General features: G+C 49.9%; 15 protein-coding genes and 1 other RNA gene. 3 read left to right on the top strand and 13 right to left on the bottom strand.

Features of this window, described 5'->3' with window-relative positions; translation table 11 throughout:
- Window positions 1–80: 80 nt before the first annotated feature.
- From recR to ubiD, 6 genes are all read right to left on the bottom strand, one after another.
- Window positions 81–677 (bottom strand): recombination mediator RecR, encoded by a 597-nt coding sequence (gene recR / locus H8K26_RS07210; RefSeq protein WP_186883566.1) that lies wholly within the window; start codon window positions 675–677, stop codon window positions 81–83.
- 2 nt (window positions 678–679) lie between these two features.
- The gene (locus tag H8K26_RS07215; protein ID WP_186883567.1) at window positions 680–1006 is read right to left on the bottom strand and encodes a YbaB/EbfC family nucleoid-associated protein; all 327 of its coding nucleotides are present in this window, start codon (window positions 1004–1006) and stop codon (window positions 680–682) included.
- A gap of 79 nt (window positions 1007–1085) precedes the next feature.
- On the bottom strand, window positions 1086–3296 hold the full coding sequence (locus H8K26_RS07220) for a DNA polymerase III subunit gamma/tau (RefSeq protein ID WP_190478410.1): 2211 nt from the start codon (window positions 3294–3296) through the stop codon (window positions 1086–1088).
- A gap of 71 nt (window positions 3297–3367) precedes the next feature.
- Window positions 3368–4162 carry an ion channel gene (locus tag H8K26_RS07225; RefSeq protein WP_190478412.1) on the bottom strand — a complete coding sequence of 265 codons (795 nt, stop codon included), beginning with the start codon at window positions 4160–4162 and terminating at the stop codon, window positions 3368–3370.
- Between the two features lie 204 nt (window positions 4163–4366).
- Window positions 4367–4465: signal recognition particle sRNA small type (gene ffs / locus H8K26_RS07230), an RNA gene on the bottom strand.
- Between the two features lie 367 nt (window positions 4466–4832).
- Entirely contained in the window at window positions 4833–6317 is a 1485-nt protein-coding gene (gene ubiD, locus H8K26_RS07235; protein ID WP_190478833.1) for a 4-hydroxy-3-polyprenylbenzoate decarboxylase, read from the bottom strand.
- A 486-nt stretch (window positions 6318–6803) separates the two neighbouring features.
- Between ubiD and H8K26_RS07240 the strand changes: the two genes are divergently transcribed.
- On the top strand, window positions 6804–7742 hold the full coding sequence (locus H8K26_RS07240) for a transglycosylase SLT domain-containing protein (RefSeq protein ID WP_190478414.1): 939 nt from the start codon (window positions 6804–6806) through the stop codon (window positions 7740–7742).
- Between the two features lie 50 nt (window positions 7743–7792).
- Here H8K26_RS07240 and H8K26_RS07245 read toward each other — a convergent pair whose 3' ends face one another.
- The 7 genes from H8K26_RS07245 to H8K26_RS07275 all read right to left on the bottom strand — a co-directional run bounded on the left by H8K26_RS07245 (window position 7793) and on the right by H8K26_RS07275 (window position 14644).
- Entirely contained in the window at window positions 7793–8971 is a 1179-nt protein-coding gene (locus H8K26_RS07245; RefSeq protein ID WP_190478416.1) for a pyridoxal phosphate-dependent aminotransferase, read from the bottom strand.
- Between the two features lie 83 nt (window positions 8972–9054).
- A complete protein-coding gene (gene nusB / locus H8K26_RS07250; RefSeq protein ID WP_186883572.1) occupies window positions 9055–9516 on the bottom strand; it encodes a transcription antitermination factor NusB in 462 nt (153 codons plus the stop codon).
- Between the two features lie 101 nt (window positions 9517–9617).
- Window positions 9618–10115 (bottom strand): 6,7-dimethyl-8-ribityllumazine synthase, encoded by a 498-nt coding sequence (gene ribH, locus H8K26_RS07255; protein WP_186883573.1) that lies wholly within the window; start codon window positions 10113–10115, stop codon window positions 9618–9620.
- A gap of 84 nt (window positions 10116–10199) precedes the next feature.
- Window positions 10200–11321 (bottom strand): bifunctional 3,4-dihydroxy-2-butanone-4-phosphate synthase/GTP cyclohydrolase II, encoded by a 1122-nt coding sequence (gene ribBA / locus H8K26_RS07260; protein WP_186898344.1) that lies wholly within the window; start codon window positions 11319–11321, stop codon window positions 10200–10202.
- A 132-nt stretch (window positions 11322–11453) separates the two neighbouring features.
- On the bottom strand, window positions 11454–12341 hold the full coding sequence (locus H8K26_RS07265) for a PhzF family phenazine biosynthesis protein (RefSeq protein ID WP_190478418.1): 888 nt from the start codon (window positions 12339–12341) through the stop codon (window positions 11454–11456).
- 516 nt (window positions 12342–12857) lie between these two features.
- Entirely contained in the window at window positions 12858–14210 is a 1353-nt protein-coding gene (locus H8K26_RS07270; protein WP_190478420.1) for a M56 family metallopeptidase, read from the bottom strand.
- Entirely contained in the window at window positions 14207–14644 is a 438-nt protein-coding gene (locus H8K26_RS07275) for a BlaI/MecI/CopY family transcriptional regulator (RefSeq protein WP_190478422.1), read from the bottom strand. The genes H8K26_RS07270 and H8K26_RS07275 overlap by 4 nt, the downstream gene beginning before the upstream one ends.
- Window positions 14645–14961: 317 nt before the next feature.
- On the opposite strand from H8K26_RS07275, the gene H8K26_RS07280 reads away from it, so the two are divergent.
- The gene (locus H8K26_RS07280; RefSeq protein ID WP_190478835.1) at window positions 14962–15270 is read left to right on the top strand and encodes a DUF1272 domain-containing protein; all 309 of its coding nucleotides are present in this window, start codon (window positions 14962–14964) and stop codon (window positions 15268–15270) included.
- 115 nt (window positions 15271–15385) lie between these two features.
- On the top strand, window positions 15386–16267 hold the full coding sequence (locus H8K26_RS07285) for an EamA family transporter (protein ID WP_263398850.1): 882 nt from the start codon (window positions 15386–15388) through the stop codon (window positions 16265–16267).
- Window positions 16268–16330 lie beyond the last annotated feature (63 nt).

The following is a 16330-nucleotide window of genomic DNA, read 5'->3' on the forward strand; positions in this document are numbered from 1 at the left end:
AAAAACAATCACTGAAACAATGCAGTGCACTCGCACGAACAGAACAAGGCAGTGGCATCAGCACAGACATTGTGATTGCTTCAGGTCGTACGCCGATCCAGCATGGCGCGGGCAATCGTGCCAGCATCAACGTATTCAAGCTCGCCGCCAACAGGAACGCCTCGTGCCAGACGGCTGACTTTCAGACCACGTGCTTTCAGAGTTTCGCTGATGTAGTGCGCGGTTGCTTCGCCTTCGTTCGTAAAATTGGTCGCCAGAACCACTTCTTTCACAATGCCATTGGTCGCGCGTGCAATCAATTTTTCCAGATAGATGTCTTTCGGACCTATGCCATCAAGCGGCGACAAACGCCCCATCAGCACAAAGTACATACCTTTGAACGTCAGGGTCTGCTCTATCATCATCTGATCTGATGGCGTCTCGACGACGCACAGCATGCTGTCATCACGCTCAGCATCCTGACATGTTTCGCAGATGTCGATCTCAGTAAAGGTGTTACAGGAAGCGCAGTGATGAATGCGGTCAACCGCATTCAGTAAGGCATGACCGAGCCCGGATGCGGCTTCGCGGTCATGTTGCAGCAGATGATACGCCATGCGCTGCGCAGACTTTGGCCCTATGCCGGGCAAGCGGCGCAGGGCTTCCGCCAGATGTTCGAGGCTACCGTTTTTTTTCACGCTCAGAATGGCATTTTGAAGCCAGGAGGCAAAGGCATACCTGCCGTCAGACCTGACATTTTTTCAGCCGATGTTGCTTCTGCCTTACGCACAGCATCATTGAACGCCGCAGCGACCAGATCTTCCAGCATATCTTTATCATCGCCAAACAGGGATGGGTCAATGGTCACGCGCTTCACATCGTTTTTACATGTCATAACCACCTTCACCATGCCTGCTCCCGCCTGCCCTTCAACTTCGATCAGAGCGAGTTGATCCTGCGCTTTTTTCATATTGTCTTGCATAGCCTGCGCTTGTTTCATCAAGCCAGCGAGTTGATTTTTCATCATAAGAGTTGCTCCTGAAAAGTAAGGAAATAAATAAATTAGGAAGGAAATAAATAAATTAGGAAGGAATGAACAAACCAGATCAGATCGGACGCACGCTGCCAGTCACAATCGCAGCGCCAAATTCCCGCATCAGGGTTTGCACGAAAGAGTCGTTTTGTATTGCCAGCTCAGCCTGTTGCTGCCGCACCTCGCGGTCCGCGACTGCTTTTGCGTTGGCCGTCAGTTCAACAGCACCGATTTTGCTTTCCACCCGAATGTTTTTACCGAAACGTTCGGATAAAGCGGCAGCTAACTTATCGATACTCCCCGCAGACAATAAGGTCGATAGCGGAACGCGCAATTCAAACACAAAAGCATTCCCGTCTTGCTTGCAATGAATCAGTTCGCTTTGTTGCGCCAGTTGTTGCGCCACACCGCGCACAGGCAAACTCGCAGCCAGGACTGGCCAGTTACCATCCCATTCCAACGCTGGAACCGGGCCCGACCACAAAGTGCGGTCCATAGCCACTGGCTCGACGTTTGCCACCGGCGGAACTGTGGCAGTTGCCACAGCAGGCATTTCTGATACAGCCACTGGCGCCAAAGACTCAGCGACTGTATTTTGCTGAAAATTTCGTGTTACCGCAGGACTCGAAATCGGTGCAGATGCGGGCGCAGATGCGAATGCCGATGCCTGCCAGACGTCATCATCCCATGGCGGTGGCATATCATCCATGCCGACGGGCTCCATTTCCTGTGGTGCTCTGGCAGCCGCAGGCGTAGGTACCGGTGCAGGTTCAGTGGCGGGAGCAACTACTGGAGCAATCTTAGCAACAGCAACCGGGGCAGGCATTGCAGAGGCGACAGGAGAAACAGGAACAACTGGCGTCACAATCGGCGCGACATCATTTTCTTGCTTCGATGCCGCAGGCTTTGACGTCGATCCGGCTTTTGTGCTGGCCGCTCGGGCAGCCGCAAGCGCGGCCATTGCAGGGCTCATCGGCTTTGCAGCCGGAACAGCAGTTGCAACCGTCGCCGTTGGCTGAGTAGAGACATTCTGCTGAGTCTGAGCAGAGGCAGAATTGACCGCCGCCGTTGTAACAGGTATTGCAGGTGCCGCCGGTGTTGACGAAGCAGCTCCCCTTACCAGAGCAGAAGGCATCCCACTACCCGGCCGAGGAGCTGGCGATATACCCGTGCCGCCTGACTGCGTCAGCACGCCACCATCCACCGGACGGAAAGCCAGCATACGCAACAGCGTCATGCTGAAACCGGCATATTCATCGGGGGCCAGCGCCAGTTCATTCCGGCCATGCACAGCGATCTGGTAAAACAATTGCACTTCTTCTTTGTTAAATACGTTCGCCAGGCGCAACACCTGTTCACGCTCAGGCAAATCATCAGCAACCGCTGCTGGCACCATCTGCGCAATCGCCAGCTGATGCAGCAAAGTACCGAGATCCTGCAACGCAGATTTATACGACAAACTGCGTGCAGCCATTTCATCTGCCACATCCAGCAGAGCTTTGCCGTCATTCTCAGCCAGTGCATCCAATAAACGGATCAGATACGATTGATCCAGCGCACCGAGCATCCCTTGCACCGCGTCGAGACTCACTTTACCAGCGGCATAAGCAATCGCCTGATCGGTCAGAGATAAGGCATCGCGCATAGAACCATGCGCGCCTTGCGCCAGCAAACGCAGCGCTGGCTGCTCGAATTCAATGTGCTCCTGTCCGAGAATATTTTCCAGATGGCCGACAATATGGCCCGGTGGCATTTGTTTGAGATTAAATTGCAGGCAACGCGACAAGACTGTGACCGGAATTTTTTGCGGGTCTGTCGTTGCCAGAATGAATTTGACGTGTTCAGGCGGTTCTTCCAGCGTTTTCAACATGGCATTGAAAGCGTGGTTGGTCAGCATGTGTACCTCGTCAATCATATACACTTTAAATCGTGCATTCGACGGCGCATAAATTGCCTGCTCCAACAGTGATGCCATTTCATCGACACCACGGTTAGACGCCGCATCCATCTCTATATAATCGACAAAGCGGCCAGCATCAATGGCGACACAGGCATCACAGACACCACAAGGGTTGGCGGTAATGCCGGTTTCGCAGTTAAAGGATTTGGCCAGTATGCGTGACAACGTCGTTTTACCGACACCACGTGTTCCGGTAAACAGATAGGCGTGATGCAACCGCTGCTGCTCCAGCGCATGCGTTAAAGCACGGACCACGTGCTCTTGCCCCACCAGCGTGTCAAAGCTTTTGGGACGATATTTTCGGGCGAGAACTTGATAGGACATCCTGCGATTTTACCCTATTCGTTGCGCGACATAGTGCCTGCAGCAAAGGAAATTTAAATAACTGATCGCCATCATTCCCGCCCTTCATGTCTATCCAATTGCTCCTGCAAATGCAGCATGATCTTATCCCGCTGACGCAGCTCTTCACGTAGAGCCTGAACTTCGCGCGTCAGCACCCGGATATCAGCATGAAATTCCCGCTCGAACAGTTTTTCCTCTTCACCAACAAACAGCGCTGCGATATTTGCCGTGACTATAGAAAACATCGCGTAACCGAGCAGCACAATAAACACCGCAAAAATTTTTGATGCCGGGGTCGATGGCACAATATCCCCGTACCCAACAGTTGCTACCGTTGTAAACGCAAGCCAGACACCATTGGCGTAACTATTCACGTTCGGCTCCAGCCAGTAAAACCCGGCGCCGGCGGTGCTCAACATTAACAAAGCCAAACCAATCACCTGCATCAGGTGACTGGGTTTTAATTTCTGCAAGAGTAGCGTTGCCATCCTCAGCAGTATCACCGTGCAGAGAGAGAGTCGCAGCAACCACTCAATCACCCCCCACTCACCACTGGTCGGCCAGCCACTCAGCACACAACCAATAATAATGATGGCGTCCATAATCAGTTTGCCGTGGCGACGGCGACGACGATGACGGTTTTTTGCCCACTGCAGATAAACATCGATAGAGATAATGAGCGCGGAAAAAATGTATGTACCGTGCCCGATTTTCCGATACACATCGGTCTCACCAGCCAGCAACAAATAAAAGGCGGGGATAGACAACAACAAGCCGCCCAGCAAAATGGGACGAGAAAACCACGCAATAAATCTTTGCGTCATCGGATAGAGAGTACGACTCATTTCAAATATACATTTCAGAAGAAAAGACAGTGATTGGTAATTCTGCGGAAAAAACAATGGATGCAAACAGCCATGATTTCAGCTTTCATTCTGGTGTGCAATTAAAATCAAAACGATTCCAAAATGAACGATGCTGAACGCAACAATGCCGGCGAAAAGTAAAAGTGGGAGAGTAAAAAACAGACGGATGGGAAACGGAGGAAGGTTGGCGAGCCTGATCTGCGGCACTTGCGGTAAATGACTGTGGCTGCTTCGTTCCCGACCTGACCAGATTGGCCATGCCGCAATGCGCAGGGGCCCGCCAGTGCGCATTATAGCGCAATCCTGCATAGATATGCACAAGTTTCCGAGTGAGAAATGCTACTTCAAATTAAAGGGACGGATGATGCCAACGCTCGACAGGATATTTTGTCGCACTGACTCAGCTTAGAGTGACACCCTGCCCCAGAGAATACTCTGCTCAGACAAAAGATAACGCTGCCAGCAACACTAAAGAACCGACATACCGATAAACAATGTTGCTCATATATATACCAGCACACAATCAAGGGAGTATGTAGGAAATATAGCTCCTTGCCGTTAATAACAAACGACCTTCTAGCTATATAGCTCCATACTCCCCCCGAGTATGTGAACGGTGCAGAGGATGAACCTGCAAACTAAATATACGTCAGAGCCCGAGCTGTTGCCAGATCTGATCGACCCTGGCTTTAACTTCGGGAGCCATCGTGATTGTCGTTCCCCATTCGCGATCAGTTTCACCTGGCCATTTATTGGTCGCATCTATCCCCATCTTCCCGCCAAGCCCACTGACTGGCGAGGCGAAATCCAGATAATCGATAGGTGTGTTATCGACCAGCGTGGTATCCCGCACCGGATCGACGCGGGTGGTGATGGCCCAGATCACCTCTTTCCAATCACGAATATTCACGTCCTCATCCACCACCACGATGAACTTGGTATACATAAACTGACGCAGAAAGCTCCAGACGCCGAACATGACACGCTTGGCATGGCCTGCATACGATTTTTTCATTTGCACTACCGCCATACGGTAGCTGCAACCTTCCGGCGGCAGATAAAAATCAGTGATCTCGCTGAACTGCTTTTGCAGCAACGGGATAAACACTTCATTCAACGCAACGCCAAGTATCGCCGGCTCATCCGGTGGTTTGCCGGTATAAGTCGAGTGATATATAGGATCGCGTCGCATGGTGATTCTGTCTATCGTAAATACCGGAAACCAATCCTGTTCATTGTAATAGCCGGTATGGTCGCCATACGGCCCTTCGAGAGCATGTTCATACCCCGATGAATGGTTCTCATCAGGATAGATATGCCCTTCCAGCACAATTTCTGCCGATGCCGGCACGCGCAATTCACTGCCTATCGCTTTCACCAGCTCAGTGCGGCTGCCACGCAGCAAACCGGCAAACTGATATTCCGACAGACTATCCGGCACGGGCGTCACCGCACCTAAAATTGTCGCCGGATCAGCCCCCAGCGCCACGGCAATAGGATATGGTTTTCCTTTATTGACGATGCAATGCTCACGAAAATCCAGCGCACCGCCACGATGAGCGAGCCAGCGCATAATCACCTTATTCCGCCCCAGCACCTGCTGGCGATAGATACCCAGATTCTGGCGCTTCTTATTCGGTCCTTTGGTAATCACCAATCCCCATGTAATCAGCGGCGCGACATCGCCCGGCCAACAGTGCTGTATCGGCAGGCGGGAAAGATCAACATCATTTCCCTCCCATACGATCTCCTGACATTTAGCACCGCGAACTTCTTTCGGTGCCATATCCCACACTGCTTTCACCAGAGACCCCATACCCATCAGATCTTTGAGACCTTTTGGCGGCTCCGGTTCTTTGAGAGCCGATAACACATGGCCGATCTGGCGCAACTCACTGACGTCGTCAGCCCCCATACCGAGTGCAACGCGGCGTGGAGTACCGAATAAATTTGCTAACACAGGGATGCGATGGCCGGTTGGTTTATTGAATAAAAGCGCAGGGCCTTCAGCACGCAAGGTGCGGTCACAGACTTCAGTCATCTCCAGATGAGGTGAAACTTCGATATCGATCTGCTTTAACTCGTCGATTCGTTGCAGTTGAGAAATAAAATCTCTCAAATCAGAATATTTAATCATTTTTCGCTTTTTTACATGTCTGAATCAGATGATCAAGCTTAATTCGCCAAGTGCTTGATTTTATTGATTTTTGCTGCATTGCGGTAGATTTTATTATACCTATAAGTTATATAAAACAAGTTTGATAGTATTGACTCGATATAAAACCGCCCCTACAATTCGCCCAACTTGATGCAGAAGTCAAAACTTCCGCCACTTTCGATACAAGGAAAGTTTCGCCAATATCGGTAACATCATTCACGGGGATCGGGCCCCACACAACATTGTAAGGATTGTTTTCAAAAGGCGTCTGCCTTCCCCCGAAAATAGTTGTTTATCACTGGACACTCCAGTACCAAGTCTGACGGACTTAATTTGATAAACAGCTCCGGCGTCTTCCGATCGCGACTTGCGACGAGGACGATGTTTCTGATTCGCGAAAGTATAAATTTGCAAACGGCTTGTCGTTCGGCTTTTTTGCGACGCGTATATTCAGGAGGTAATATGTTTCAACGTTTTATTTTAGCTGTACAACAAAGTAGTTTAACTAAACAAGAGAAGCGCGCCGCGCTGCAATCAGTAGCACGTGATACAACCAGCGGTTTTATCACTTCCATGCGCCACCTGTTCATGGCTTTCGGTATCACCTCCATTGCTATGCTGGCGATGATGTTTATCAAACCTGAACTGGCTGACAAATTTAAAAATCTGTCCCCCTTCGCTGAGGCAGAAACCACTGTCGAAGCAGAAGTACCACCACCCAGCCTTGCGATGCTGATGCAAGCGCCAGGCAAGGCCAATACCAGTGCCAACGTACATGCGGCTGGATACTCTGAAGAAGATGCCAAAATGCTGGGCAATCAACGCCAGCAGGAATGGGTTACCAACTGGTTATCAAAACGTTATCGTGTCGCCAGTGATGCAACCAACATGCTGGTATCGGCAGCGTATCTGACAGCCAAAGAAATCAAGCTTGACCCTTTACTGATCCTGTCAGTGATGGCAATTGAATCTGGCCTGAATCCGTTCGCGGAAAGCCCTGTCGGCGCACAAGGCCTGATGCAGGTCATGTCCAAAGTCCATCATGAAAAATTTGAGGATATGGGCGGCGTCAAAGCAGCATTGAACCCTGTCGCCAATATCAAAGTCGGCGCTTTGATTCTGAAGGACTATGTGTCACGCACTGGCTCTGTTGAAGCTGGCCTGAAGATGTACGTTGGCGCAGGGGCTTTTGACTCTGATTCCGGCTACGGCTCAAGGGTTCTGACCGAATATAAACGCCTGAAAGACGTTTCTGCCGGTAAAAAAGTACCGACAACATTTGCCGCACCAGCGACCGCAACACCGTTACCGCGCCCACTGGAAGCGGCACCGGCGATAAAATCCGAACCAACGGAAGCAAAAGCAAAAACAACGCATACCGAACAGGTTGCTGCGCTGTAAGCTGTTCTGCTAAAAAAAAAGCAGCCTGACGTTACATCAGGCTGTTTTTTTTATTTGTATGCGAGTCTTGATTGCAAAAACTGGCTGAGCCGCGCCACGGCTTCTTGCAGATTCTCAAATGAATTCGCATACGAAAGACGCACATAGGTATTGGCTGTCGCCGGACCAAAGTCAAGACCAGGAACTATCACGACTCCTGCTTGCGTCAGGACTTCCTTTGCAAAAGCATCGGCATCGTCGGTAAAACGCGAACAATCGGCATAGACATAAAACGCGCCGTCAGGCATCACAGGAATCCCAAAACCCAATGCCCGCAAAGCAGGTACGATGTAATCACGACGGCGCTTAAACTCTGCTTTACGGTTTTCGTAAATCGCCATTGTTTCAGGCGTAAAACAGGCAAGTGCTGCATGCTGGGCGACAGACGACGCGCAGATGAACAGATTTTGCGCCAGTTTTTCAATTTGCGGCACGATGCGTTCCGGCACGACAATCCAGCCCAGACGCCAGCCCGTCATGTTGAAATACTTGCTGAAGCTGTTAATCACAACCACATCGTCATCCAGTGACAACGCAGAAAATGGCGCTGCATCATAGGATAAGCCCTGATATATCTCATCAACAATCGTAAAGCCACCGCGCTGCTTTACGCTGGCAATGATCGCCTTCAACTCGGAGGTGCTGATCGAGGTGCCCGTTGGATTGGATGGCGATGCCAATAATACGCCGCTGGTGTTGTCACCCCAGTTCTGACGCACCATCTGATCGGAAAGCTGAAAACGATCCTCGGCGCCGCTTGCCACCAGTTTCGCCTGACCATTAAACGCCGCAACAAAATGGCGATTACATGGATAACAAGGATCTGGCATCAAGACTTCTTTGCCTGGCTCAACCAAAGCCGCACATGCCAACAACAGCGCAGCCGAGGCGCCGGCAGTCACAATAATGCGTGAAGCCGGAATCGTCAGACCGTATTGCTGCAAGTAATACGTCGCAATGGCTTCGCGCAAAGCAGGCAGGCCGAGAGCGGACGTATATTGCAAACGTCCATCTGCCATCGCTTTAGCTGCAGCATCAATTACCGTCTGCGGCGCAGTGAAATCCGGCTCGCCTATCCCCATATGAATCAGATGACGCCCCTGCTCTTCCAGCGTCGAAGCCATCTTCATCAACTCCATGACATGAAACGGGGCAATATGATCGAGACGGGAGGCGAGATTATTATGCATACAAATGAAACCCTGAAAAAAAACCGCCTGTTTTCTTTTGTAGAAAAGAGGCGGTGTGATCTGTGTTACAGGAATACAAAGAATTACTTCGCAGCAACCTCGTTCGGACGCAATTTAGCGGCCAGCTTATCCAAAACACCATTGACGTATTTATGACCATCGAGGCCACCAAAAGATTTGGTCAACTCTACCGCTTCATTAATCACGACACGGTAAGGAATTTCTACGTGATTTTTTAGCTCATACGCACCGATCAATAAAACTGCATGTTCTATCGGTGACAATTCAGCAATCGTACGATCGATCAACGGTGCAAAATCTTCGCGCAAGGCGATGGAATTATTGATCGCGCCATGCAACAAGGCATCAAAATGCTCACGATCCGCTTTATCAAAGCCATGTGCCTGACGAATATGCGCATCAATCACGCCGGAATCTTCATTATTCAACAGCCATTGATACAGGCCTTGCAACGCAAACTCGCGCGCGCGGTGACGTGGTGAACGGCTTTTACTTGGATTGGCGTGTATGGAATTATTATTCATATTTTCTCTTGCTGAATTCTTGCTTGATCTTACTTGTTCTTCAACTGCGGTGTCAGCGCCGAACCTGCATCAATACAGATGCAAGCCGGCCTGAACACAACTTAAGCGTCGTAATCGACTTCTTCTGTGGCTTCGGCCAATTCTTCAAGCGCCAGGGTCAGATTCGCCATTTCAACTGCGACCCGTGCCGCATCTGTACCTTTTTCAAACATGCGCACTTCTGCCTGTTCATCGTTTTCCGTCGTCAGAATCGCATTCGCAATAGGAATGCCAGAATCCAGACCAACACGGGTGATACCGGCACCGGATTCATTCGATACCAACTCAAAGTGGTAAGTCTCACCACGGATAACAGCACCTAACGCGATCAACGCATCGAATTGATTGGTTTCAGCCAGTTTTTGCAATGCCAGTGGCACTTCCAGTGCGCCCGGTACAGTGACATGCAAAATATCCTCGTTCATCACACCAAGACGTGCGAGTTCAGCAAGACAAGCTGTCAGCAAGCCATTGCCGACGACTTCGTTAAAACGTGCCTGCACGATACCGACACGTACACCCGCGCCGTCCAGATTTGATTCGTAATGTCCTACTGTCATAATATTCTCTCTCGCGCTGACGCGCCTGAATGGGATGGGTTAACAAAAACTAGAAACCAGAAACAACTGAGCACGACGACAATATTATTGCGCTGCTTCCGGCTTATCCATGTAACCGACTACTTCCAGATTAAACCCTGTCATTGAAGGCATTTTACGCGGACTGGCCAACAGCTTCATCTTACGTACACCAACATCTTTCAAAATTTGTGCGCCGATACCATAGTTACGCAAATCCATGCGGGCAGCGCGACCAGTCGCAGGGCGGCTGTCTGGCGTTTGCAGCGCTTTAAACTGATCAAACATTTGCTCGGCAGTTTCTTCGCAATTTAACAACACGATGACGCCGGAATCCGCCGCTTGCACCGTCTGCATCGCCGCTGCGATATTCCATGAATGCGTGGTCGCCTTACTTTCCAGCAGATCCAGAATCGACACCGGCTGATGAACACGCACCAGCGTTTCTTTTTCTGCCGAAATATCACCGTGGATCAAAGCCAGATGCGCTGATCCGCTTGGTTTGTCGCGATACACCACCGCCTGAAAACTGCCATGCACTGTATCCATCTTACGTTCGGCAACGCGATCAACGATGCTTTCAGTCTGACTGCGGTAATGAATCAGATCAGCAATCGTACCGATTTTCAGTTGATGCTCTTTAGCGAATTCGATCAGATCCGGCAAACGTGCCATCGTGCCGTCGTCCTTCATGATCTCGCAAATAACAGAAGCCGGTGTCAGCCCCGCCATTTCAGTCAGATCGCAACCCGCTTCCGTATGGCCGGCACGCATCAGCACGCCGCCCTTTTGCGCTTTCAACGGGAACACGTGACCTGGCTGCACGATGTCATGCGCAGTCGATTTCTTGTCCACCGCCACTTGCACAGTACGGGCGCGGTCTGCGGCGGAAATACCCGTAGTCACACCTTCTGCAGCTTCAATCGATACCGTGAAATTAGTGCCGAACGATGTGCCGTTACGGCTCGTCATCATCGCCAGATTCAGCTCATCGCAACGTTCTTCTGTCAATGTCAGGCAGATCAGGCCACGGCCATATTTCGCCATGAAATTAATCGCTTCCGGCGTGACGAATTCCGCTGCCATCACCAGATCACCTTCATTTTCACGGTCTTCTTCATCAACCAGAATCACCATGCGTCCAGCACGCAATTCTGCGACGATTTCTAATGTATTTGACATGCTCATAGGGGAATATCCTGTAGTGGGCTCAGCACCGGCGCTTGAGGCGGCGCTCCACTGACTGCATTTGAATGAAGTCGCTATTTTAAAGGATTTCCAGAAACACTTCCCGTGCTTTCTGCGGATTCCGCCGTCTTTTTAGCTGATTTGAATCATGCCTCGGCCGATTTCGACAACTTTGCCGCCAACCCTGATCGTTTTATCAAGCGCCACGTCCAGATACAACTGGCTAGGGCGTCGCATTTGCACGCCCTGCTCCACCACGAGGCTGGCGGGTAGATCACGTCCTGACGTCAGCCACCAGCCGCCCAGATTGGCGCAGGCAGAGCCGGTCGCCGGGTCTTCACCAACGCCACCTTCAGGGCGGACAAAGAAATAACGCGCAGTCACCGGCTGGCGGCTTGCCGCATCCGCATCGGCAGTAGCGCCAAACGCAAAGAGATACGCAGTGCGCCGCCCCAGACTGCTTACAGGCCAGGTATCCAGCAAAGCGGCATCCGGTCGCGCGCGACGCACTGCATCCGGTGTTTTCAGAGCAACTAATAATTGATCAGACCCGGTACTCACCCACAGCGGCGCTGACAATAAGTCGTCTTCGCGTAAGCCCAGCAAGCGGGCAATCTCTGCCGGACTCACCTCACACTCGCGCGTCTGCACCGCCTGCGGTGCGGCAAACGTCCAGACCTGATCGCGCAGGTTCAGCGGCACTATTCCCGCTTTACATTCCAGCGTCAGCGCATCTCCAGCTGCATCTCCCACATGACAAAGCGCAGACACAACATGCGCAGTACCAATGCTGGGATGACCTGCAAACGCCATTTCTGTGCCCGGCGTAAAAATACGCATGCGGGCTGTTGCTGTGTCGGACGGCAGAATAAATGTTGTTTCTGATAAATTGAACTGCAAAGCCAGCGCCTGCATTTCAGCATCCGACAAGCCTTCGGCATGTTCAAACACACACAAAGGATTACCGCCAAAGTCAGACTCAGCAAACACATTCAGGATTCGGTATGGGTAGCTACGCATCATCATTCACCTTTAGGACTGGCGCAAAACCGCCCCAGCGGTGTTATGGCTCCTAGCCGTACTATTCGTACTGTCTTCGTCGCCATGCCTTGCCGGTGCAACTTTGCGTCAGTCCTGACCTTATTACATACGACTATGGTTGGTTGGAGTGGTCTCGCATCTGACTGGTGCAAAGCATTTTGCACTCGTCACAGAAAACCTCAAAAAACAAGAAAAGAAGGGAGTATGTGCAATTTTCGCCTTATTGTCAGCATAAAATAAGGCGCTTAAAAAATACTCCCGGGAGTATGTTTTTGAGCAAACACCCGTACCCACCGCATACGAGCTCACGCTTCCTGAGAATTCAATATGCAATATTAAATAACCGCATATCTTTATTGATGAGTCAGATTTTTTTCATGTCGAACTGATTTTATCGGCACGAAAAAATCGACAGGTAAGGAGCAATTCTCAACCTCACGAAGTCGGCTGCAAATCGTCGTAATGCTTCGCGCATGATGCAACCAAGTGAATTGCTTAGCGCGGAAGATCTGCGAGTCTCGGTTTAATAACGATGCGATATTGCTTGTCTGGGGTTGTGTATTCAAATGAGGGGGTTTGTGCAATAGCAGCAGACATATCTAGTTGCTGAATGAGAATCCAACCCTTGTCTCCGTTTTGATAAATAAGCGATTCCACATATGAACGCTGACCTTGAGGTTTTTGCGCTATGCTGACTATCTTTATCTGATTATCTACTTCGACGCTGGCTTTTTGACCAAATTCAGACAACAGTACGGGTTGTGCCAGAATTTCACCATTTCTCTTGATGGATATCTCAAAACGCACTCCTTTACCACGAATATCAAGATCAGCTTCATTCAACTTCAACAAGCTGCAACTAGCAATTGTCAGAGATAAGACAAGCAAACCAAAAACACTGGCTGTTTTTTTGAAGCCTTGCTGCGATTTGACTTCCCTCATAAACAAACGAAATACGCGCTGCTTTAACATCGTGTTCCTTTCAAAAAGTTGATTCCCAAAAGCTATTTGATGCGACACCGATAAATTCATTTCCGCGCACACTTGCAAGGTCCGCGCATATAAAAATGTATCGCCGCAAGCCTGAACCGCCAAATCATCGCAAGCATGCTCACGCTCCAGATCGGTGCAGCGTGAAAGATAAAGCAATGCTGGATTAAAAAAGAACACGATTTTCAACACAATCTGCACATAGTTAATCAGGACGTCGTTGCGTCTGATATGTGCCAATTCATGAAGGACAATCATCTCTATTTGCAGCGGACTCAAGCCGAGAAATACACTGCTTGGCAACAGTATGACGGGCTTAAAGTAACCGACAACACATGGAATAGATAATTTCTGAGACAAGCGAATAGCAACATCTCTACTTACACCGATATTCTTTTTTAATCGTGTCAATGTAATCTGCCATTCGGCGTTGCGTATCTCTGTACTATGTCGCTTCAACAGCCAGCTATGCATTACTTCAGTGACTAATTTCACCAGAAAAAATAGAATGCCGATGCCCCAGAATAATGCTATCAAAACCAGAAAGCGCATTTCAACTGGCTGCTCACTTGCTGACCATGCAGCCATTGTTTCGGTCAAACGACCTGTCGTTGGAGTGATTATGTCTTGTGTAACGCGTGATTTATACAACTGAGAAAAAGTGAGTGTGCTCCATGCTCCGCAAATCACCATACTAAGACTATATAGATTACAACGCAGGTTGGAATTATTTAGCGCCGTCAATTGTGAAATTGCCAGAGCAAATAGAGCAATCAAACTGCACTGCCATATTGAATGAATGACGGTCCATCCCAATGCAAAAACAATGGAAGAAATCGTTTCGGCATCGACACTCATAATTTTCCTCCCTTGTCTTCAATTAAACGGGCACTCAATGAGCTCCGAGGCTGAGTATCTGTTGGAGAGGAGGATTCAAGCTGATCCAGGAAGTTTTTTAACTCCAGAACTTCACCTTTACTCACAGCTTGATTTCCAAAGAGGCTCATCACTAGCGCTGTCTTTGATCCGGCAAATGCACTATTCAATAGCCGCTCGAGCAAAGACACTTGGGTCGATTGTTGATTTTCGAGTGGGTAGTAAATATGACTCCTACCATCCCTCCTCCGCCCAAGCAAACCTTTTTGCTCCATGATCTGCATGGTCTTGAGAGTAGTTGTGTAACCAACAGGGCGTATTTGGCAAAGTTCGTCATTTACCGCCTGGATTTTGCTTTCACCTAATCGCCACAAAATGGCAAGAATTTCTAGTTCAGCAGGGGTAGGAGGATTCATATAGCCACATTCCAAAAATATTAATTACGAAATTTATCGTAATAATATACGAAGTTTTTCGTAATTTGATGATATCTCTACTTATCCGTTGTTTTAACTCCGTCCTGAGCGAAGTTGCACGCCACATACGATCTGATCGTCCAGATACAAAAATAAGAATCATGGATCAGGCATAACTCCAATCAGGAAGCCCCAGGGATATCGACAAAAAATACACATACACTCAAGGTAACCGTAAAAGACAAGCAAAAATGTTTTTATCGCCAACAGAGGCTGTTATGCTGAAGGCATACTTTCCACCGACCATTTTGATCATCATGTTAGAACTTCGTCCCAGCTGTGAACATTGCGATACCGATTTACCGCCTGCCGCGAGCAATGCGCGGATTTGCAGTTTTGAATGTACTTTTTGTGCCGACTGTGCGGAGACGATATTGCATAACGTTTGCCCGAATTGTGGCGGTGGTTTCAGCCCGCGCCCTGTGCGTCCGGCACAGAACTGGAAAGGCGGCAATGATCTGACAAATTATCCGGCAAGCACCAGCAGAAAATACCGCCCTGCTGATCTTGCTGCGCATCAGGAGTTGCTGCAACGTTTGCAAGGACGCGCTGCGGATCAACGCTGACACTCTTGCATTCAAATAAGCAAAACCAGAGTAATCTGAAAGCAGCCCTCCACCTTCCCCACCTTTTTTGACGGACGATATGTCGCAGAACAGCCTTAGCCCCCGCCACCTTCTGATGGCATTGATCGTGGTGTTTTTGTGGGGGATGAATTTCGTCGTCATCAAAATCGGGCTGCGCGGCATTCCGCCGTTTCTGATGGGGACCCTGCGTTTCATGCTGGTCGCGTTTCCGGCAATACTGTTTTTGCCGCGTCCAAAGGTATCGCTGAAACTGTTGGTGGCGTATGCGATGACGATCAGCCTCGGGCAATTCGCTTTTCTGTTTTCCGCCATGGCGATAGGTATGCCAGCGGGTCTGGCATCACTGGTTTTGCAGGCGCAGGCTTTTTTTACGGTGGGTTTATCGGCGCTTGTTTTTGGCGACAAACTACGCCCCAGCAATCTGCTGGGCATGCTGATTGCCAGCACAGGGCTGGTCTTACTCGGCAGCGCCAGCATTGCCAGCTCGGCCAGTCAGGTCACCTTAGCGGGTTTTGCACTGACCATTTGCGCCGCCATTTCGTGGGCAAGCGGCAATGTGATCAGTAAGAAAATCGGCCCGACAGCCGTGCTGAGTCTGGTCTCATGGAGTGCGCTGGTGCCGGTGATTCCTTTTTTTCTGCTGTCGCTCTGGTTTGAAGGCAGTGAACAGATCAGCCACAGCCTGATGGATATGAGCCTGCCATCGGCGCTGACCATCGTTTATCTGGCGTTTGCCGCCACCCTGACCGGCTACACTTTATGGGGACGATTACTGGCTAGTTTGCCCACACACATGGTCGCGCCACTGACTTTGATGGTGCCGGTCATCGGCCTGACAGCCGCATGGGTATTACTCGGCGAGGCGCTCAGCGCGTTGCAGATTACCGGTGCGCTGATCGTGATGGGAGGTTTGCTGATCAATGTGTTCGGGCCGCGGTTACTGAACCACTTGCGGGACATTTTCCGCTCCCGCTGACCAGATCTCAAATACAAACCAAAAAAACAAAATCGCAGTCGAAAAAAAATACACTCTCAATAA

The organism is Cognatundibacterium aquatile, from assembly GCF_014699135.1.
In the GTDB taxonomy this organism is placed as follows: Bacteria; Pseudomonadota; Gammaproteobacteria; order Burkholderiales; family Burkholderiaceae_D; genus Undibacterium; species Undibacterium aquatile.

Coding starts and splice junctions, on each gene's coding strand:
- H8K26_RS07215 (WP_186883567.1), bottom strand. CDS start 1,006: ATGATGAAAAATCAACTCGCTGGCTTGATGAAACAAGCGCAGGCTATG.
- H8K26_RS07220 (WP_190478410.1), bottom strand. CDS start 3,296: ATGTCCTATCAAGTTCTCGCCCGAAAATATCGTCCCAAAAGCTTTGAC.
- H8K26_RS07225 (WP_190478412.1), bottom strand. CDS start 4,162: ATGAGTCGTACTCTCTATCCGATGACGCAAAGATTTATTGCGTGGTTT.
- H8K26_RS07240 (WP_190478414.1), top strand. CDS start 6,804: ATGTTTCAACGTTTTATTTTAGCTGTACAACAAAGTAGTTTAACTAAA.
- H8K26_RS07245 (WP_190478416.1), bottom strand. CDS start 8,971: ATGCATAATAATCTCGCCTCCCGTCTCGATCATATTGCCCCGTTTCAT.
- nusB (WP_186883572.1), bottom strand. CDS start 9,516: ATGAATAATAATTCCATACACGCCAATCCAAGTAAAAGCCGTTCACCA.
- ribH (WP_186883573.1), bottom strand. CDS start 10,115: ATGACAGTAGGACATTACGAATCAAATCTGGACGGCGCGGGTGTACGT.
- ribBA (WP_186898344.1), bottom strand. CDS start 11,321: ATGAGCATGTCAAATACATTAGAAATCGTCGCAGAATTGCGTGCTGGA.
- H8K26_RS07265 (WP_190478418.1), bottom strand. CDS start 12,341: ATGCGTAGCTACCCATACCGAATCCTGAATGTGTTTGCTGAGTCTGAC.
- H8K26_RS07270 (WP_190478420.1), bottom strand. CDS start 14,210: ATGAGTGTCGATGCCGAAACGATTTCTTCCATTGTTTTTGCATTGGGA.
- H8K26_RS07275 (WP_190478422.1), bottom strand. CDS start 14,644: ATGAATCCTCCTACCCCTGCTGAACTAGAAATTCTTGCCATTTTGTGG.
- H8K26_RS07280 (WP_190478835.1), top strand. CDS start 14,962: ATGTTAGAACTTCGTCCCAGCTGTGAACATTGCGATACCGATTTACCG.
- H8K26_RS07285 (WP_263398850.1), top strand. CDS start 15,386: ATGGCATTGATCGTGGTGTTTTTGTGGGGGATGAATTTCGTCGTCATC.